We start from the raw sequence: 18306 nt of genomic DNA on the forward strand, positions 1-18306 counted from the left end.
TCAGGGGATCAGTTTCAGCCCTGTGACATCCTCTGCGGCGGCGAGCGCTGCCTCCTCTGCGACCAGCTCCCAGGCACCTCTGAGCTTGGCCTGCTGGCGGTAACGACAGAGGTTTTCCAAATCCAGCAAGGACAAGAGCTCAAAAGCGGGCTCAAGGCAGGGGACCAGGGCGCAGTCTGCCAGGGTAAAGCCATCCCCCACCAGCCAATGGGAGTCGGCCAGCTCATCATCAATGCCGGCGAGCACCTGCAGCAAGCGCTGCTTAACCTGCGCCATGGCCAGCTCATTGCGATGTTCCGGCGCCATACCCAGCTGCTGCTCCAGCAAAAACAGCTGATTGCTGATGTCATTGTCGATAATTCTGTCCCACAGCCGCACCCGCAGGCACTCGGCTCTGTCTCTTGGCAGCAGCTGCGAGCCCCCCGGTACATGCAGGTCCAGATACTCAATAATGATGGTGGATTCGGGTAACAGGCTGCCGTCGGCACACTTGAGCAGCGGCAGCTTGCAGGGAGGGTAAATCTTGCTGAACGCCTGACGTTGAATCGGGTCCCTGAGCTCTGTTACCCGGGGAAAAAAGTTGACCTGCTTTTCGTACAATCCAAGCAGTACCTTCTGGGAGTATCGCGACAGCGGGTGGTAAAAGAGCTCCATGGAATACGGCTCCCAATCAAACGCCCTTTGTTTAATTTAGTTGGTTTTAGCGGGATTGGATCAACCGCTCCTTCAGAAAGTCGAGAAATACCCTTACCCTCGGGGGCGTATTCTCCTTGTAGGGATGCAGGGCATACACACCGCCCTCACGCAAATGATAATCCGGTAAAAGCAATTCAAGCGCCCCTGACGCCAAATGCTCGGTCACCAGATTATCGGGCAGAATTGCCACGCCCAGCCCCTGCAACGCCATGGCAATCAGGCCATTGGTGCTGTTGCAACTGATAAAAGGGGTGATCCTCACCCGAAACTCTTCACCCTGACCATTGTGCAGCGTCCAGCTTTTGGGAAGATGGCTTGAGGCATGTGCCAGCCACTGATGATGCTGCAGGTTGTCGGGATGCAAAGGTTTTCCATGAGCTGCCACATACTCCGGACTGGCCACCAGCTGCTCATCAAAACTGCCAAGTTTAATGGCCCTGAACTCCGAATCCTCTGGCCAACCGGCCTGAATGGCCACATCAATTTGATGCTCAAGCAGGTTCAGCTTGCTGTCCTCCAGCATCAGCGTCAGACGGATATTGGGATATCGGCGATGAAAGTCGCCAATAAGGGGCAGCAGATTGTGCTCACCCAGGCCGACCGGCGCCGTCACCCTAAGGCTTCCATGAAGATGTTCATCCGCTGGACGGGTCACGGCTTCGGCCTGTCTTGCCAGCTGCAGCAACTCGCCGCAGTAATGGAAAAACTCCCGCCCATCTTCGGTCAGACTGATGCGCCTCGTGGTGCGGTGAAGCAGCTCACAGCCCAAACGCTCTTCCAGCTTTTTCAGGTGCTGGCTTACCATGGAGCGGCTGATCCCCAGCACTTCAGCGGCCAGCGTCAGTGAACCCTGCTCAACAACCGAAGCAAACACCAACATGCGATACAACTGAGAAGCGTCCATGGGCGACCTTTTGTTAAGTTTGAATTACCAAAGATATAAGTAAATCACTCATTATCCGATTTCGCCATGGGAATAAACTGAGCACCTCATTCATACCAACCTTGAGGTACTCAAAATGATACTGATACTCGGCGCCAGCGGTGAACTGGCCACCCTTACAGCCAATGCCCTGAAAGCTCTCGGTAATACCGACCCTGTCCGACTGGGCAGCCGCTCTGTAGACAGGCTGAATACCGCGCTCGGCCAGGCCGTGTTTGCCGACTATGACCAGCCCGATTCTCTGGATGCTGCCATGGAGGGGGTCGACAAGGTGCTGTTTATTTCCGGCAACACCGCCAACGATGCCCGTCTGGTTCAGCATCTTAATGTGATTGCCGCCGCCAAAAAGGCCGGTATCTCCCAATTGGTGTACACCAGTTTTCAATCGCCCTCGCTGGACAGCGCCTTCAGTTTTGGCGCAAGCCACGCCGCCACCGAGGCTGCCATCCGCGCCGCAGCTATCCCAGCAACTGTGGTGCGTAACGCCTTTTACGCCGAGCTGCAACTGATGGGCCTGAGCCACACCCTTGAAACCGGCGTACTGACCCATGCCGCGGCAGAGGGACGCTTTGCCCCGGTGAGCAAACAGGATTTAGCCGAGGCGCTGGCGCGAATTTTGATGACCGATGGTCACAGGGGTAAGACCTACGAACTGACCGGCCCGGAGCTCCTGTCCCATGCCGATATCGCCGCCCTGATTGGCAAGCTCAGCGGCAAGGACATCAGCACCAATACCATCTCGGCCGAGGCCCAAGTCGATGCATTGCTGCAAATGGGATTACCGGTATTTTTGGCCAAGGCCCTTGGCGGCGCCAGTCGGGCCATTGCCGCGGGTGAATACGATAAGCAGAGCGATGATTTAGCCCGGTTGCTTGGCCGTGCTCCCACCCGTTTGGCCGCAGTCATCGAAGGGGCATTGAAGCCAAACTGAGTGTGCAAGTACACTGGCGAGGCCATTCACAGTTTCAGGGAAGTCCATGAAAATCGAATCCTTTGCCAGTATTTATCAGCGCGCCGCCGAGCGCAAAGGCGGCGTTGATGCGCTGGAAGCTCTGTTGCCGCAGTCGTTGACGGCCGACGAATATCAGGAGTATTCCGATGACCGCCTGCTGTCGGCCATGAGCAAACAGATTTTTCAGAGTGGCTTTGTGTGGAAGGTGGTGGATGCCAAATGGCCTGCCTATGAAGCGGCTTTCTTTGGTTTCGATCCGCTGAAGATCTTGCTGATGTCGCCGGAGCAACTCAACGCGCGCGCCAGCGATCCCGCCCTTATCCGCCATGGCAAAAAGACCCAGGCCATTTACGACAATGCCTTGATGATAAAAGACATTGCTGCTGAACATGGCAGTCTGGCGCGATATATCGGCCTCTGGCCCGGGGAAGAGATCACCTCACTGTGGCAGGTGCTCAAAAAACGTGGCACACGACTTGGGGGCAACACCGGCCCTTACTTCCTGCGCGCCACAGGGAAAGACACCTTCCTGCTGACCTCAGATGTTGAGGGTTATCTGAGGGCAACAGGCTTGGTGGATGCAGGGATGGCCACCCAAAAAGGCCTGACTCAGGCTCAGGCCGCCTTTAACCACTGGCAGGCTGAATCTGGCCGGACGCTGGCACAGATAAGCCGCATTATTGCCTGTGGCGTGGGTGACAACCGGATTTAAAACGCCTTGCTGATCCCGACCACAAAGCGGTCGTCGAAAATCTCTGTTTGGGTACCATATACCTTGTGGTCTGTGGCTACGGTACTGCCGTGGTAACGCAGATCCAGGGTAAAACCGGCCCATGTCTTGGACACACCCAGATTCCAGTGGCCCCAGCCCTCGGCGCCTTCGCCATCCAGGTCCTGATAACCAACAGAGCCTGACAGCTGAATGCCATTGTCGAAGCTGTAACTTGGATGAATGGCATAGTTGACCCCTTGCCAACCGTCTACGCCAAACCAGTCGTCAAGGGTGGGGGTCACTTCCAGCTGCATGTTCAGCTTGCCGAACTCTTTGCCCACCTTTAGCCATAACTCGGTGTAGTTGCTGTATGACGCGCCGGGATACAGGTAGGAAAACACCATCACATCGTAGGTGAAACCTGAATCGCCAAACTCTCCGGCTTTACCGATAAAGGGCCCCGTCACCACTTCCAGATTGGGATCGGCAAACTTGATGTTGGAGCCGAAGAAACCGGCATACCAACCGGCATCATTGCCCCAGCTCAGGGTGCCCTGAATGGCGGGTACGTCACCGTCCATGGTCTCGGACTCACCACGGAATACGTAATCGCTGGCGATGGTCAACTTGCCGCTCAGGGTGCCACCAAATACCTTGGCTTCTTCTGCCATCACGCCACTGGAACACGCAATGGCGGCCAGGGCCAACAGGGTTTTGTTCAATTTCATCATCACTGCCTCTTAATGTGGGGTTTCCCGCTGAATGCAATGATAAAGAGGGCTTATGAATGGCCTTGATGAGGAGCGTGAACAGCTCGCGACAGTTTATGAAGAAATATGAATAACTGATGACGCAGGTTATCGAAACCCTTTTCGCCGACCTCAAATGTTAACAAATGGCTAAATACATGCAAATAAAAGAGATTTTTGCAATCCTTTACAAATTTAAGCCATTCGCCGACTTGAGCTCCCCCCCCCTGTGTGAGATAACTGGCTGATCATAAATTCAGTATTAAAAATGGGCGATTTGTCTGGGTATCGAGAGCTTTTTATCCGCACATGCCCGTTAGCCCAGACACAAAAAGGAGATTTCAATGCGGCAAATGTTAAAAATTGCCTCGGCCATAGGCATGGTCTTGTGGGTCACCGCCTGCCAGGAAGATGCGCAACAAGCTGCCAATCAGCAGCAAATGCCTCCCATGGAAGTCGGCACTGTGCAGGTTACTGCTGCACCTCAAAACATCATGGTTGAACTGCCCGGCCGCAGCCGCGCCTTCCTCGAAGCTGAGGTCCGCCCTCAGGTCTCCGGCATCATCATGGAGCGTAACTTCGTTGAAGGTCGTGAAGTAAAGGAAGGCCAGTCGCTCTACAAAATCGACGACGCTACCTATAAGGCCACTCTAGAGAGCGCCAAGGCCGATCTGGCCAGCGCACAGGCGTCCCTTGCCAGTGCCAAGGCCCGTGCCGCCCGTTACGAGAAGCTGGTGAAAACCAATGCCATCTCCAAGCAGGACTTTGACGAAGCCGACGCCGCCTACAAAGAAGCCCTCGCCCGGGTGAAGGTGGCCGAAGCCCAGCTGCACACCGCCGAGATTAACCTCAAGTACACCCAGGTGCAGGCGCCCATTTCCGGCCGCATCGGCAAGTCAACCGTGACCCCGGGAGCGCTGGTGACCGCCAATCAGGGACAAGTGCTGGCCACCATTCAGCAGCTTGACCCCATCAATGTGGACATCACCCAGTCCAGCGCCCAGCTGCTGGCCCTCAAGGCCAAGCTGCGTGCCGGTAAGTTGCAGGCGGCCGATAACGCCGAAGTACAACTTGAGCTGGAAGATGGCACCACCTACGAGCACAAGGGCAAACTGCAATTTGCCGAGGTGAGCGTGGATGAAAACACGGGTTCAGTGATACTGCGTGCCGAATTCCCTAATCCAGACAATGTGTTGCTGCCGGGTATGTATGTGCGTGCCATGCTGAACACCGGTGTGGATCCCAATGCCATTCTGGTGCCCCAAAAAGCCATTACCCGTAATACCCGTGGTGAAGCGGTGGCCATGGTGGTGAACGCCGAGAACAAGGTTGAAGCCCGTACCGTGACCACAGCGGAAGTCATCAATCACCAGTGGCGCATCACCTCAGGTCTTCAGGCCGGTGACAAACTCATCATCGAAGGGCTGCAGAAAATTCGTCCCGGCGCCCCCGTGGTGGCCAAGCCTGCCGGTTCTACTCAGGCACAGTAATTCAGACCAAGCGAGTTTCAGGAATAAGCTATGGCACGTTTCTTTATCGACAGACCCATCTTTGCCTGGGTGATCGCGATTTTGGTGATGTTGGCGGGTGTACTCGCCATCAAGGGCTTGCCCGTATCCCAGTATCCGAACATCGCACCGCCCAAGGTGGTGATCTCGGCAAGTTATCCCGGCGCCTCCGCCAAGACATTGGAAGACTCGGTAACCCAGGTTATCGAACAGCGAATGACTGGCCTGGACAACCTGCGATACATCAACTCCACCAGTGATGGTTTCGGCAATGCCGAAATCACTCTCACCTTCAACGCCGAAGCCGATGCCGACATCGCCCAGGTGCAGGTGCAAAACAAACTGCAATCGGCCATGCCGCTGCTGCCACAGGAAGTGCAGGCACAGGGCGTGCGGGTGAACAAGTCCACCTCAGGCTTTTTGATGGTACTGGGCTTTGTGTCCGGTGATGGCAGCCTGACCAAGAACGACATCGCCGACTATGTGGGCTCCAACATCCAGGACCCCTTAAGCCGGGTAGCCGGTGTGGGTGATATCACCCTGTTCGGTGCACCCTATGCGATGCGTATATGGCTCGACCCCCTCAAACTGACCCAGTACAGCCTGACGACTCAGGACGTGGTTGCCGCCATTCGCGAGCAGAACGCCCAGGTGTCGGCCGGTCAGCTCGGGGGTGCGCCTGCGGTACTCGGCCAGGAACTGAACGCCACAGTATCGGCCCAAAGCCGTCTGGAAACCCCGGAGCAGTTTCGCAAAATCATCCTCAAGTCCGACACCAACGGCGCCAAGGTTTATCTGAACGACGTGGCCCGGGTGGAACTGGGGGCCGAAAGCTATGTGGTTGAATCCTACTACAACGGCCGCCCGGCTGCCGGTCTGGCGGTTAGCCTGGCCACAGGTGCCAACGCGCTGGATACCGCCAAGCGGGTGCGGGCCAAAATCGAGGAGATGAAGCCCTTCTTCCCTGCCGGTATGGATGTGGTTTACCCCTATGACACCACCCCCTTCGTGGAAAAATCCATTGAAGGCGTGGTGCACACCCTGCTGGAAGCCGTGGTGCTGGTATTCGTGATCATGTACCTGTTCCTGCAAAACTTCCGCGCAACCCTTATCCCGACGATTGCGGTTCCTGTGGTACTGCTGGGCACCTTTGCCATTCTGTCCGCCTTTGGGTTCTCCATTAACACCCTGACCATGTTCGCCATGGTACTGGCCATTGGTCTTCTGGTAGACGATGCCATCGTGGTGGTGGAAAACGTGGAGCGGGTGATGCAGGAAGAGGGCTTAAGCCCGGTGGAAGCCACCCGTAAGTCGATGGATCAGATCACCGGCGCCCTGGTGGGTATCGGTTTGACCCTGTCGGCGGTATTTGTGCCTATGGCCTTTATGTCCGGCTCTACCGGGGTAATTTACCGTCAGTTCTCCATCACGATTGTGTCAGCCATGGCGCTGTCGGTACTGGTGGCGCTGATTCTGACTCCGGCGTTGTGTGCCACCATGCTCAAGCCGCTCAAGCCCGGCCATGCCCATGGTCAGCACGGCTTCTTTGGCTGGTTTAACCGCAGCTTTGAACGCCTGACTTCGCGCTATGAAGCCAGTGTGGCCGGTATCCTCAAGCGCACAGTGCGGGTGATGGCGATTTATTTGGCCCTGGTGGTTGCCACCGGCTGGATCTTTATGCGCATGCCCACCGCCTTCCTGCCCGATGAAGATCAGGGCATCCTCTTTGCCCAGGTGATCCTGCCCACCAACTCCACCCAGGAGTCCACGGTGAAGGTGCTGGAGAAGATGGACAAATACTTCCTCGAAGACGAGAAGGACAACGTGAACTCCGTGTTCTCAGTGGCTGGCTTCTCCTTTGCCGGTATGGGTCAGAACATGGGTATCGCCTTCGTGGGTATGAAGGATTGGGCTGTGCGTGAAGGCGAGGGGCAGGACGTTTTCTCCCTCACCGGCCGTGCCATGGGCGCGTTCTCGCAGATTAAAGAAGCCTTTGTGTTTGCCTTTGCGCCACCATCGGTAATTGAACTCGGTACCGCCAACGGTTTCGATTTCTACCTGCAGGACAAGAATGGTCAGGGCCACGATAAACTGCTGGAGGCCCGTAACCAGCTGCTGGGTCTGGCGGCGCAGAACCCCAACCTGGTGGGCGTACGCCCCAATGGTCAGGAAGATGCGCCCATGTACCAGCTGGATATCGACCATGCCAAGCTGCGAGCGCTCGGCGTGGATATCGGCTCGGTCAACAGTGCCATCGCCACCGCCTGGGGCGGCAGTTATGTGAACGACTTTATCGACCGTGGCCGGGTGAAGAAGGTATTTGTGCAGTCCGATGCCCAGTACCGGATGCAGCCTGAAGATCTCAACACCTGGTATGTGCGTAACGCCAAGGGTGAAATGGTGCCCTTCTCGGCGTTCGCCACCGGCCGCTGGGAGTTTGGCTCTCCACGTCTCGAGCGTTTCAACGGTTTGCCAGCCATGAACATTCAGGGTGCCACCGCACCGGGTTACAGCACCGGTGACGCCATGCTGGACATAGAGAAAATCGTTGAGCAGTTGCCGCCGGGCTTCGGTATCGAGTGGAACGGCCTGTCCTATGAAGAACGACTCTCAGGCAACCAGGCGCCAGCCCTCTATGCCCTGTCGATTCTGGTGGTGTTCCTGGTACTCGCGGCCCTCTATGAGAGCTGGTCTGTGCCCTTCGCCGTGGTGCTGGTAGTGCCCCTGGGGATCATCGGCGCCCTGATAGCCATGAATGGTCGCGGCCTGTCCAACGACGTGTTCTTCCAGGTGGGTCTCTTGACCACTGTGGGTCTGGCCACCAAGAACGCCATTCTTATCGTGGAATTTGCCAAGGAATACTATGAGAAGGGTGCCGGGCTGATTGAAGCCACCCTGCACGCGGTGCGTGTACGTTTGCGCCCCATTCTGATGACCTCGCTGGCCTTTGGTCTCGGGGTTGTGCCACTGGCCATTTCCACCGGCGTGGGTTCAGGTGCCCAGAACGCCATCGGTACCGGTGTACTCGGCGGTATGATGAGCTCTACCTTCCTCGGCATCTTCTTCGTGCCTCTGTTCTTCGTGATTGTTGAGCGCATCTTCAGCAAGCGGGAAAAGCAGTCGCAACCTGATACAAAGGCTGACAAACACTGAGTCAGTTTGACCATCGAATAAGATGAAACCAAAAGCCCCGCTCTGCGGGGCTTTTTTTGAGGCAAGGGTTTCAGGCTACACGCAGTGGAATTTCCATGGCATTGTCGCCGTGGCGCACCGCCTGCCCCACCATTTCGTCATAGGCACTTTCCTGACGCAGCACAGTCGCGCGTACCGGCAAGTTCTCAAGCAGCGCCTGCATCTGACACAGATTCAGACTCCTGAGCATACGGTCATCGTCATCGGTGACATAAAACTCGTCTCCATCAATCTCCACAGACAACTGATACAGGGACATGTCCAGTGAGTGAATACAGGCTTTGTCGATGTAAGGCAGGGCTTTCAGACTTGAGTAGCGAATGGTCATGTCATGGCTCCTTGGCTAGGGGTTACCAGGAAGGATACGACGCCAGTGAATGAATGGATTAAAAAATAAACCCCGCACAGGGCGGGGTCTTAAAAGTTCGGCTCAGAGAGCTGATACGGCTTTTCTGGGGTTGGCTGCCTTGCCCGGCATGACAGAACGATTCTTGTGGCCGATGTCAGCCTCGGATTGCTCAGCTTGCACAGTGGCAACCTGCTCGCTGCGTGTGGTGGCACAGCCGCTGGCAAAAATAACAAGAAGCGCTGCAAAAGCGTGCTTCATGGGTGTCCTCGAAATGGAATCTATGGTTCTTATTTGTGCCCGTGGGCTTTGCTGGCTTTGAAGGCACCCGCTTCGGCCACCTTCGCTGGCGCGGCGCTGTACTCAAAGCGCCCGGCGACCTGCCGGGCGGGCGAAATTTACAGCGCATCCGCTCAAATGTCGAGCAAAAGTCACCACCATTTGCGCATATCTCATGCAGCAAAGGAATAGTTAACATAAACAGTACTTTATGCGGTTTTCGCGACTAAAATAACCCATTGAAAACCGGCCTTTTACCGGGGATTAAAGACCCGTATAGCGAGCCACTGCCAACTCGTCGGCAATGCCAAAAATAAAGCCGAGATCGGCAAAAATGTCCTCTATGGGTTCTTTGAAGTCGATGGGCTGTTCATGATCCTGATAGTGGCTGAAAAAATCCCGAGCGCTGGGCAGCCGGATAAGCAACTTATTGTCCATAAAACAGGCCTCAAGCCCATGGCCAAAGTGGCTGTCCAGTTCAGACAAACGCGACATCATGCCGGGGTTCAGCAGATAACGCGCCTCCACCTGATCCGAGGCAAATACCTCGAAACTGGCCTCAAAACGGGGATCTTCGAGTTTTACTCGATCGAGGCCCCGCTGGCCCAGGCCGAGCCAAAAACCGCCATCGCGCACCACCCGGGTAGTTCCCTTAAAGGCTTTTTTCAGGGTAAAGGCCAACAATATCCCCTTAAACTCAAGCTCGTACTTATCTTTGCCTGCCTTGTTGTAAAAGCCCACATTGAAGAACTCGAACGGCACACCATGGTGACTGCCCTTGAGGTGACTGAAACAGCTCGATTTATCGTGGGTGGGAAGAATACCGTAGTCGGCATAGGCCCGGTGTTGCCCGGCCGCCTGGTTGCCCCAGCTGATGGCAAAGTCACTGCCAAAATAAGACAGCACCTTGGGATATAACTCCTTGATACCTTCATCCAAAAAGCTCGACAGCTCATTGTCCGCCCACCACGCCAGGGCAGCGGCCCCCAGCATGATGCAGAAGGTTGAAGCAAAACCAAGGTAAATCCACACATCATCCAGAAACCCCATCATCCCCAGCCCCATGGCGCCGAAGCCCGCCATAATGCCGGGCCACAGCAAGCGCATAATGGGTTGGATTTGCGCCAAACGCGCTTGCCGACGCGCCACTATGGGGCCGCGTCGCGCCTCCAGCTTTTGACAAAGCCGCGCTATATGTTGTTGATAGTGTTTGGCAAAAGGCTTGCGGTGTTCGAATGGAATACTAAAGTCTGGTGTGGCCATCTGACTCCCTGATGGTCAGTGATTTACAAGTCGCCCACTCCCGGGCGACGGGTGTTACCTGGGCAACTTGGCGAGCCAGCGATCCAATTGATTGGCAAAGGCCTGGCGGTCAGCCTGTGACAGGGGCGCAGGGCCACCGCTCTGGATCCCACTGGCACGCAGGGTCTCCATAAAGTCGCGCATATTCAGCCGTGCCTTGACGTTCTCGGCGGTGTAGAGCTCACCGCGGGGGTTGAGTGCCAGAGCACCCTTGGCAATCACCTCATCTGCCAGCGGAATATCGGCGGTGACCACCAACTCGCCTTCGCTGACACGTTTAACAATTTCGTTATCGGCCACGTCAAAGCCTGACTCGACCCGAATCGACTTGATAAAAGGGGACGGCGGCACCCGCACACTCTGATTTGCCACCAGGGTGACTGTGATTTGTCGCCGCTCGGCGGCGCGGAAAAGCACCTCTTTAATAACCGAGGGGCAGGCATCGGCATCGACCCAAATTTGCACAGAGACTCCGCAAACATTGACTGTGTATGGCACGGCTCGCCTAGACGGCCGCTGTTGTCGCAACCCTTTGGGCTACCGGTAAATTATGCCAGACCCGGCGGCATGGGTACACGGCCAAATAATAGTTAATGGAATGTTGCGAATTGATACACTTTTTCGCTTAATGCTTGTATGTTCAGATCTCCGGTCAAAAAAACCGGGCACGTAACTCACGTGAATAAGAAACATAAAACCCTGATAACAATACTCTTTAGGAGATAAAACATGCAGATTAAGACTCGTGTATCTCTGGCTGTGGCCATTGCTCTGGCCAGCGCCGGCACCCTGGCCGCCGACAACCACAAAGCCATGCAAGGGCTTAAAAATGGTCGCGCCCATGTTGCCGATGAGCTGATTGTGCAATACCGCGCCGACTCCAACGACAGCCAAAAAGACCGAGCTCTGGCCCGAATTCAGGCCAACCACATTGAAACCCTGGGTAAAAATCAGCGTGGCGAGCTTCGCCTCGTCAGCCTGCCCGTAGGCAAGGACATGGCGGCCGCCATGCGCGAACTGGCCGCCGACCCCAACGTGGAATTTGTAGAGCCCAACTGGATTTACCAGCACGCCGATGTGGCCAACGACACCTACTACACCAATGGCTCCCTCTGGGGCATGTACGGTGACGCCACCAATCCGGCCAGCGGTTGGGGCTCCCATGCGGGAGAACAGTGGAATACCGGCAACACAGATTGCAGCGATGTCGTCGTTGGTATCATCGACGAAGGCTACATGTATGAGCACGAAGATCTGGCAGACAACGCGTTTCAAAACCCCGGCGAAATCGCCGGTGACGGCATAGACAACGATGGCAATGGCTACATTGATGACGTTTATGGCTGGGACTTCGACGGTAACGACAATTCGGTATTTGACGGCGCCATAGACGATCACGGCACCCACGTGGCAGGTACCATTGGCGCCGTCGGAGGCAATGGCAAAGGTGTGGCCGGGGTTTGCTGGAATGTAAAACTCATGAGCGGCAAGTTTCTCGGCCGCCGCGGCGGCACCACCGCCAACGCCGTCAAGGCGGTGGATTATTTCACCGACATGAAGCAGCGCCATGGGCTCAATCTGGTCGCCACCAGCAACAGCTGGGGTGGCGGCGGTTACTCCCAGGCGCTGGAAGATGCCATTGGCCGTGCCAATGATGCAGGCATCCTCTTTATTGCTGCAGCCGGTAACGACAGCTACAACTGCGACTCGGGATCCAACTGCTATCCGGCTGAGTACCCCAATGACAACATCATCGCCGTGGCCTCCATCACCAGCAGCGGTGCCATGAGCTCTTTCTCCAGCTATGGTGCCAACACCGTGGATATCTGTGCGCCGGGTTCAGGCATTTACTCCACAGTGCCCAAGAGCAGCAAGGGCCAGGTGATATCTGGCTATGCCAGCTATAACGGCACCTCCATGGCCACGCCTCATGTGTCTGGTGCTGCGGCACTCTATAAAGCAATGCACCCCAATGCCAGCCATATGGACGTGAAGGATGCTCTGCTGAACAATGCTGCACCCACCGGCTCATGCCAGGGCAAAGTATCGAGCAATGGTCGCCTCGATGTCAGCAGCTTCTAATCCCTGACAGAACCTGTCATCACTGACAAAAAAGCCCCGCATTGGCGGGGCTTTTTATTGGGCAGTCTTACGGAGTGTAGTAAGTCGCGGCGCCCGGCCCTACCGGCAATCCAAAGCCAAATACCCACAGGAAGAAGAAGCTGGTCCAGCCAACAAAGAACACCAGGGTATAAGGCAGCATGGTCGCTACCAGAGTGCCTATGCCCATGTCTTTCTTATAACGGCAGGCCACGGCGAGGATAAGCCCGAAATAGCTCATCATGGGGGTAATCAGGTTAGTGACCGAGTCACCGATGCGGTATGCCGCCTGAATAGTCTCGGGGGCATAGCCCACCAACATCAGCATGGGCACAAAAATCGGTGCCGTCACCGCCCACTGGGCCGATGCCGATCCCAGCATCAGGTTGATAAAGCCGCACATGGCGATAAAGAGTAAAAACAGCAGTGGACCCGTGAGACCGATGGCGCTCAGGGCATCGGCGCCCATCACCGCGAGCACGGCGCCCAAATTGGTCCATTTGAAAAAGGCCACAAACTGAGACGCAAAGAACACCAGCACTATGTACATGCCCATGGTGCCCATACTGTGGCTCATGGCGTTAATTACATCCGTGTCTTTCTTCATGGTGCCAACCACCTTGCCATACACCAGGCCCGGAATGGCAAAGCAAATAAAGATAAACACCACTATGCCCTTGAGGAAGGGTGAGCCGGCTACCAGGCCGGTATCCGGATGACGAAGTGGCGCGCCTTCCGGCACCACGGTCAATGCGAGAATAACACCGAGCACAAGAACAGAAAGACCGGCCATTTTCAAACCACGGCGCTCGATGTCAGTCACCTGCTCCATGGCCTGACCGGCAAGATCGATTGAGGCTTCGCTGGGGTCATACTTACCGAGTTTGGGCTCAACGATTTTTTCCGTCACCCAGGCGCCCATGAAGGACACCACAAAGGTAGAGGCGAACATGAAGTACCAGTTGACCTCGGGCCCTACCACATACTCGGGGTCAATCATGCGTGCGGCAGCTTCTGTAATGCCGGAGAGCAGCGGGTCTATGGTACCCAGCAGCAGGTTGGCACTGTAACCACCCGAAACCCCTGCAAAGGCTGCGGCCAAACCCGCCAACGGGTGTCTTCCGAGGGAATGGAATATCATGGCCGCCATGGGAATAAGCACCACGTAGCCCAGCTCAGAGGCAGTGTTGGAGACGATACCGGCAAAGACGATGGTGACAGTGACCAGGCGGCGGGAGCGGCCAATTACCAGCGCGCGCATGGCGGCGCTGAGCAGACCGGAGCGCTCGGCAATGCCCACCCCAAGCAGGGCAACCAGCACTGTACCCAGAGGGGTAAAGCCGGTGAAGTTGGTTACCAGGTTGGACACTATCAGACGCAGGCCTTCGGCATTCATCAGGCTGACCACCGAAATTATCCCGTCGGCACTGCGACCTGAGGCGCCTTCGGGGCGGGGGTCTGTCACTGAGAGTTCAAAATAGCCCAGGATCCCGGACAGCAACACCACAGCAACGCAGAACATGGCAAACAGGGTGATCGGATGGGGCAAGAGGTTCCCCAGGCGTTCCACCAGATTCAGAAATCGGACAAACCAGCCGCTTTTGGCGATGTCTTCCGGGGTTTCAGAGGCAGTCGCCTCCCGGGAGTTGGTGCTCATGTTCTTTCCTTCGGCCTGGCTGCTTGGCAGCACTCGTTATCATAGATTCAGCAGCAAGGGGTGGCATCAGGGCCAAACCAGCGTCAGCTGCGGGCTCGAAACCCTATCACAAACGAGTTAAGTCAAACTTAAGCTGAAAAAAAGGGATCCCTCAGGGATCCCATCACGGCAAATTGGTCGCCAAATCCAAATGTTGTGCACCTGTAACTCTATTGTATTCAGGCTGAACTCAAGCTGAACTAAATGACTGATTACAGGCTTTTAAGGCATATCGATTTGTTAAATAGCTGAATCGTGCCCTTTACTTACCCACAAATCACGGCCAATGGCGAGCCTCCTTGCAGAGGAGTCGCTTTTTCAAGCAATAACAACGATTAATTTATCAAATAAATACAAAGCGATAGAGCAATCCAACCCTCAACTTAACCGGTTAAGCCGGAGATATGACGCCCCGCCATCAATTGTGATGTAAAGTCCTAAATATCAATAGTTTCTGGCGGGAAAAAGCCTGATTAGCCACCACTATGATGTCCAACCTGTTTAGATTTCACCCGCCACGGGTGCAATTTGGCCTGATTTATGGTTATCTTGGGCAGCATTAGCCTGCTGGCACCCCTTTGAAAGGATTGATGATGGAAGGATTATTAATAGGTCTGGTTTTAGTCTTGATAGTGGCCTACCTCTGGTATGTCAGCCTGATTAAGAAACGCAATACTGCCCGTGAGGCGTTGTCGGGCATCGATGTACAACTGAAGAAGCGCGCGGATCTGGTTCCCAATATTCTGACCATAGCGCAGAAGTTTATGGACCACGAAAAATCGCTGTTAACCGAAATCACGGCGCTGCGCACTCAGGTCGCCGCCGGTTACGATAAAAACGATGCCGACGCGATACGCCAGCACCTGGCACAGGCCGATGCCCTCAACAGCAAAATGGGGCAGCTGATGGTCACAGTAGAAAACTACCCTGAGCTTAAGAGCGACCAGACCATGGTGCAGGCCATGCAAACCTACAACGAGGTGGAAGCGCACATCAGTGCCGCCCGTCGTTTTTACAACTCGGCCGTGTCTGAGCTGAATACCGCAGTGGAAATTTTCCCCGGCTCACTGATTGCCAGCATGGCATCGGTAAAGGCCATGCCGTTCTTTGAAGCACATGAAGCAGACCGGGCACCGGTAAACGCCAGCGACTACCTGAAGTAAGCCAATGAACATGCTGTCATTTCTGCTTGGTGCGCCCATCAGGGCGCAGCGGGCAGCCTCGGGGCTTACGGCACACAGAGACGATTTACCCCGTCTGCAAGCCTATTACGATGCCGAAATCGCTCCCCTCAGTCGTAAATTTGAAAATCAACGCATCCAGGCGCTGAAACAAGCGCGGCAACGCATCTATCTTGGGCTGGGTATATTTTTGGCACTGCTTATTTCGTGTTTGCCACTGGTAAAACCCGGCGCCCAGTTTGTCCCCTTCAGCTGGCTTGCCGCCATTGGCATCGCCTTTTTAATCTGGCGCTGGGCCAGCTCGCCCATGCGCAAGTATACGGGGGCGGTACACAGCGAAATCTATCCGCGGATTTTTCGGTTTTTCGGCCCCGACTTTGTGTTTGCCAAGGGTCAGGACATGGGGATCCGTATGTTTAAAGAGGCCAAGATTTTGCCCTCTTACGACAAGGCACGCTTCGACGACTGTGTGCTTGGCAGCCACCTTGGCGTCAGCATCGGCATCAATGAAATACATTTGCTCCGTGAAGAAAGAGACAAGGATAAAAACCGTGATGTGACTGTGTTTCAAGGCTTACTGATTTCGCTCTCCAGCCATAAAGCCTTCAGAGGCCATACTGTGGCCATTCGCTCAAGAGGTGCCCTGACCAACTTTTTCTCTGACACCCATGGCGGTCTTGAGCGCGTACATCTTGAAGACCCACAGTTTGAAAAGATGTTCGATGTGTTTTCAACGGACCAGATTGAAGCGCGGGTGCTGCTGACCACGGCCTTTATGGAGCGGCTCATGGCACTGGCGCAGTTTTTCTCCAGTCGGATCCAGTGTGCATTCCACCGTGACCGCCTGCTGATCACCATCGAGAGCAGCCAGAACCGATTTGAGCAGTCGTCAATTTTCAGTGCGGCAACCTTCGAGGACGATTTCAGCCGGATCCACGGCGAAATGAAGCAACTCTTTGCTATCATAGAATTACTTAAGCTTAACGAGTACACAGGTCTCTAATGTCATTTCGCTGGTTGCTGTTTCCCTTGCTTCTGTTTGTTATCACCGGCACCAGCGCCGGTGAGTCCGATGCGTCTTCTTCCAGCGCCGAGAAACCCCGCATCACCGCGCGCTACTCCGAAAATGGCACCAGCACCCAAACCAAGGTTTACCAGTACGTCCAGCCCAATGGCACCATGGCCTTCAGCGACAAGGCTCCTGCCAATGGCAAGTATGAAATCCTGTTGTTTGACTGTTATGCCTGTAACCCAAAATCCAAGGTCAATTGGCGTACCATTCGCTTGAATCGCAGCTACGAGCGAGACATTTTGCTGGCCGCCGAAACCTACTCGTTGGAGCCGGCGCTGATAAGAGCGGTGATCCATGCCGAGTCCAATTTTAATCCCAAAGCCATCTCGCGCACCGGCGCCATGGGCCTGATGCAACTGATGCCCGGCACGGCCAAGGATATGGGGGTACGCAACTCCTTCCTGCCCCAGGACAATATTCTGGGGGGCAGCCGTTACCTGTCGCTCATGCTCGAGCGATTCAAGGGCGATTTAAATCATGCACTTGCTGCCTACAACGCCGGGCCAACCCGGGTTGAGGAATACAGTGGCATCCCGCCATATCCAGAGACCAAGGCTTACATTGAGCGGGTCAATATCCTTCTGCAGCGCTACCGCAATTTGCGCACTTAACAGCCTGGGCCTTGGGACATAAAGCCTTCAGTGCGTTCACGGCCATGCCAGCAGGCCAATAGAAAACGGGCATTAAGCCCGTTTTTTTATTGGGAGTGATGACAAGCTGTTACTCGCCCACTTCCCACTCGACTTTCACATAGCCGCCATCAACGTTCAGCACTGGCTGCAAATAGTCCAGCATCTCTGTGGCTATGGTATCCAGTTGCCATGGCGGGTTAATCACCCAAAGCCCGGCAGCCGTCATACCAAACTCGTCTGAGTCGGGCTTGATGCCCTGTTCAATCCGAAGCTGCCTGCGAATGCCGCTGTCTTTCAGCTTGCCGAGCATGGCTTCGGTTTGTGCACGGTTCACCACCGGATACCAAAGCATGTACACCCCGGTGGCAAACTTGCGATGGGCCTTGATGATGGCATCGGCCACGGCCTCGTAGTCTGTCTTGATTTCAAAACTCGGGTCTATCAACACCACCCCACGACGCTCCAGTGGTGGCACGCTGGCAAGCAAGCCACTTAAACCGTCCCATTTGCTGACCTGTACCTGGCGGGCATCTTCAAAGTATTCATTCAGAAGTTCAAAGTCGGTACCGTGCAGTTCGTGCAATACCATGCGATCGTTTTCCCGAAGGTGCATATCCACAAACGCTGGCGAACCCGGATACCAGGTCAGATCTTCGGTGGTGTTCTCGTTGCCTTCATTAAAGTGGCGCACGGCCTCAACATAGTGTTTGAGCGACTCGGGTAAATCGGTTTTATCCCACAAACGGGCGATGCCGTCTTTGTACTCACCGGTCTTTTGGGCAAATTCATCCATCAGACTATAGCCACCCGCCCCGGAATGGGTGTCTATGTACACAAAAGGCTTATCCTTTTTCTGCATTAAATCGATAACTTGCAGCAAAATGGCGTGCTTGAGCACGTCGGCATAGTTGCCGGCATGAAAGCCATGGCGATAACTCAACATAGG

Annotated in this window: 17 protein-coding genes; 8 read left to right on the forward strand and 9 right to left on the reverse strand. The window is 55.2% G+C overall.

The window, feature by feature from the left end; all coding sequences use genetic code 11:
• Both JQC75_RS18250 and JQC75_RS18255 read right to left on the reverse strand, forming a co-directional pair.
• Positions 1–654 carry a glutathione S-transferase family protein gene (locus tag JQC75_RS18250; protein ID WP_203325429.1) on the reverse strand — a complete coding sequence of 218 codons (654 nt, stop codon included), beginning with the start codon at positions 652–654 and terminating at the stop codon, positions 1–3.
• 46 nt (positions 655–700) lie between these two features.
• A complete protein-coding gene (locus JQC75_RS18255) occupies positions 701–1600 on the reverse strand; it encodes a LysR family transcriptional regulator (RefSeq protein ID WP_203325430.1) in 900 nt (299 codons plus the stop codon).
• A 115-nt stretch (positions 1601–1715) separates the two neighbouring features.
• Here JQC75_RS18255 and JQC75_RS18260 point away from each other — a divergent pair, with 115 nt between their 5' ends.
• A complete protein-coding gene (locus tag JQC75_RS18260; protein ID WP_203325431.1) occupies positions 1716–2570 on the forward strand; it encodes an NmrA family NAD(P)-binding protein in 855 nt (284 codons plus the stop codon).
• Between the two features lie 46 nt (positions 2571–2616).
• Entirely contained in the window at positions 2617–3303 is a 687-nt protein-coding gene (locus tag JQC75_RS18265; RefSeq protein WP_203325432.1) for a DNA-3-methyladenine glycosylase I, read from the forward strand.
• On the opposite strand, the gene JQC75_RS18270 is transcribed toward JQC75_RS18265, so the two are convergent.
• Positions 3300–3974 (reverse strand): TorF family putative porin, encoded by a 675-nt coding sequence (locus JQC75_RS18270; protein ID WP_420832835.1) that lies wholly within the window; start codon positions 3972–3974, stop codon positions 3300–3302. The two genes, JQC75_RS18265 and JQC75_RS18270, sit on opposite strands and share 4 nt — an antisense overlap.
• Before the next feature lie 422 nt (positions 3975–4396).
• Here JQC75_RS18270 and JQC75_RS18275 point away from each other — a divergent pair, with 422 nt between their 5' ends.
• The gene (locus JQC75_RS18275) at positions 4397–5542 is read left to right on the forward strand and encodes an efflux RND transporter periplasmic adaptor subunit (RefSeq protein ID WP_203325434.1); all 1146 of its coding nucleotides are present in this window, start codon (positions 4397–4399) and stop codon (positions 5540–5542) included.
• A gap of 30 nt (positions 5543–5572) precedes the next feature.
• Positions 5573–8713: an efflux RND transporter permease subunit gene (locus JQC75_RS18280; RefSeq protein WP_203325435.1), complete on the forward strand. Its 3141-nt coding sequence runs from the start codon at positions 5573–5575 to the stop codon at positions 8711–8713.
• A gap of 70 nt (positions 8714–8783) precedes the next feature.
• On the opposite strand, the gene JQC75_RS18285 is transcribed toward JQC75_RS18280, so the two are convergent.
• The 4 genes from JQC75_RS18285 to JQC75_RS18300 all read right to left on the reverse strand — a co-directional run bounded on the left by JQC75_RS18285 (position 8784) and on the right by JQC75_RS18300 (position 11144).
• Positions 8784–9080, reverse strand: a complete 297-nt coding sequence (locus JQC75_RS18285; protein WP_203325436.1) for a DUF6482 family protein — start codon at positions 9078–9080, stop codon at positions 8784–8786.
• A gap of 102 nt (positions 9081–9182) precedes the next feature.
• The gene (locus JQC75_RS18290) at positions 9183–9359 is read right to left on the reverse strand and encodes a hypothetical protein (protein ID WP_203325437.1); all 177 of its coding nucleotides are present in this window, start codon (positions 9357–9359) and stop codon (positions 9183–9185) included.
• 282 nt (positions 9360–9641) lie between these two features.
• Positions 9642–10640 carry a DUF3137 domain-containing protein gene (locus tag JQC75_RS18295; protein WP_203325438.1) on the reverse strand — a complete coding sequence of 333 codons (999 nt, stop codon included), beginning with the start codon at positions 10638–10640 and terminating at the stop codon, positions 9642–9644.
• Between the two features lie 54 nt (positions 10641–10694).
• The gene (locus JQC75_RS18300) at positions 10695–11144 is read right to left on the reverse strand and encodes a YaiI/YqxD family protein (RefSeq protein ID WP_203325439.1); all 450 of its coding nucleotides are present in this window, start codon (positions 11142–11144) and stop codon (positions 10695–10697) included.
• A 264-nt stretch (positions 11145–11408) separates the two neighbouring features.
• Here JQC75_RS18300 and JQC75_RS18305 point away from each other — a divergent pair, with 264 nt between their 5' ends.
• Positions 11409–12761 carry a S8 family peptidase gene (locus JQC75_RS18305; protein WP_203325440.1) on the forward strand — a complete coding sequence of 451 codons (1353 nt, stop codon included), beginning with the start codon at positions 11409–11411 and terminating at the stop codon, positions 12759–12761.
• 67 nt (positions 12762–12828) lie between these two features.
• Here the strand turns inward: JQC75_RS18305 and JQC75_RS18310 are convergent, their stop codons facing one another.
• Positions 12829–14436 carry an AbgT family transporter gene (locus JQC75_RS18310; RefSeq protein ID WP_203325441.1) on the reverse strand — a complete coding sequence of 536 codons (1608 nt, stop codon included), beginning with the start codon at positions 14434–14436 and terminating at the stop codon, positions 12829–12831.
• Between the two features lie 632 nt (positions 14437–15068).
• On the opposite strand from JQC75_RS18310, the gene JQC75_RS18315 reads away from it, so the two are divergent.
• From JQC75_RS18315 to JQC75_RS18325, 3 genes are read left to right on the forward strand one after another with little or no spacing between them, the layout of a single operon-like run.
• Positions 15069–15638 (forward strand): LemA family protein, encoded by a 570-nt coding sequence (locus JQC75_RS18315; protein ID WP_203325442.1) that lies wholly within the window; start codon positions 15069–15071, stop codon positions 15636–15638.
• 4 nt (positions 15639–15642) lie between these two features.
• Positions 15643–16659, forward strand: coding sequence for a DUF3137 domain-containing protein (locus tag JQC75_RS18320; RefSeq protein ID WP_203325443.1), 1017 nt, complete (start codon positions 15643–15645; stop codon positions 16657–16659).
• A complete protein-coding gene (locus JQC75_RS18325; protein WP_203325444.1) occupies positions 16659–17339 on the forward strand; it encodes a lytic transglycosylase domain-containing protein in 681 nt (226 codons plus the stop codon). The genes JQC75_RS18320 and JQC75_RS18325 overlap by 1 nt, the downstream gene beginning before the upstream one ends.
• 109 nt (positions 17340–17448) lie before the next feature.
• On the opposite strand, the gene JQC75_RS18330 is transcribed toward JQC75_RS18325, so the two are convergent.
• Positions 17449–18303, reverse strand: a complete 855-nt coding sequence (locus tag JQC75_RS18330) for a 23S rRNA (adenine(2030)-N(6))-methyltransferase RlmJ (protein ID WP_203325445.1) — start codon at positions 18301–18303, stop codon at positions 17449–17451.
• Between the last annotated feature and the right edge of the window lie 3 nt (positions 18304–18306).

It is taken from the genome of Shewanella litorisediminis, assembly GCF_016834455.1.
GTDB lineage: Bacteria > Pseudomonadota > Gammaproteobacteria > Enterobacterales > Shewanellaceae > Shewanella > Shewanella litorisediminis.

Bases quoted from the DNA above. Each gene is read 5' to 3' on its own strand.
- JQC75_RS18250 (WP_203325429.1), bottom strand. From the start codon at position 654: ATGGAGCTCTTTTACCACCCGCTGTCGCGATACTCCCAGAAGGTACTG.
- JQC75_RS18255 (WP_203325430.1), bottom strand. From the start codon at position 1,600: ATGGACGCTTCTCAGTTGTATCGCATGTTGGTGTTTGCTTCGGTTGTT.
- JQC75_RS18260 (WP_203325431.1), top strand. From the start codon at position 1,716: ATGATACTGATACTCGGCGCCAGCGGTGAACTGGCCACCCTTACAGCC.
- JQC75_RS18265 (WP_203325432.1), top strand. From the start codon at position 2,617: ATGAAAATCGAATCCTTTGCCAGTATTTATCAGCGCGCCGCCGAGCGC.
- JQC75_RS18270 (WP_420832835.1), bottom strand. From the start codon at position 3,974: ATGGCAGAAGAAGCCAAGGTATTTGGTGGCACCCTGAGCGGCAAGTTG.
- JQC75_RS18275 (WP_203325434.1), top strand. From the start codon at position 4,397: ATGCGGCAAATGTTAAAAATTGCCTCGGCCATAGGCATGGTCTTGTGG.
- JQC75_RS18280 (WP_203325435.1), top strand. From the start codon at position 5,573: ATGGCACGTTTCTTTATCGACAGACCCATCTTTGCCTGGGTGATCGCG.
- JQC75_RS18285 (WP_203325436.1), bottom strand. From the start codon at position 9,080: ATGACCATTCGCTACTCAAGTCTGAAAGCCCTGCCTTACATCGACAAA.
- JQC75_RS18290 (WP_203325437.1), bottom strand. From the start codon at position 9,359: ATGAAGCACGCTTTTGCAGCGCTTCTTGTTATTTTTGCCAGCGGCTGT.
- JQC75_RS18295 (WP_203325438.1), bottom strand. From the start codon at position 10,640: ATGGCCACACCAGACTTTAGTATTCCATTCGAACACCGCAAGCCTTTT.
- JQC75_RS18305 (WP_203325440.1), top strand. From the start codon at position 11,409: ATGCAGATTAAGACTCGTGTATCTCTGGCTGTGGCCATTGCTCTGGCC.
- JQC75_RS18310 (WP_203325441.1), bottom strand. From the start codon at position 14,436: ATGAGCACCAACTCCCGGGAGGCGACTGCCTCTGAAACCCCGGAAGAC.
- JQC75_RS18315 (WP_203325442.1), top strand. From the start codon at position 15,069: ATGGAAGGATTATTAATAGGTCTGGTTTTAGTCTTGATAGTGGCCTAC.
- JQC75_RS18320 (WP_203325443.1), top strand. From the start codon at position 15,643: ATGAACATGCTGTCATTTCTGCTTGGTGCGCCCATCAGGGCGCAGCGG.
- JQC75_RS18325 (WP_203325444.1), top strand. From the start codon at position 16,659: ATGTCATTTCGCTGGTTGCTGTTTCCCTTGCTTCTGTTTGTTATCACC.
- JQC75_RS18330 (WP_203325445.1), bottom strand. From the start codon at position 18,303: ATGTTGAGTTATCGCCATGGCTTTCATGCCGGCAACTATGCCGACGTG.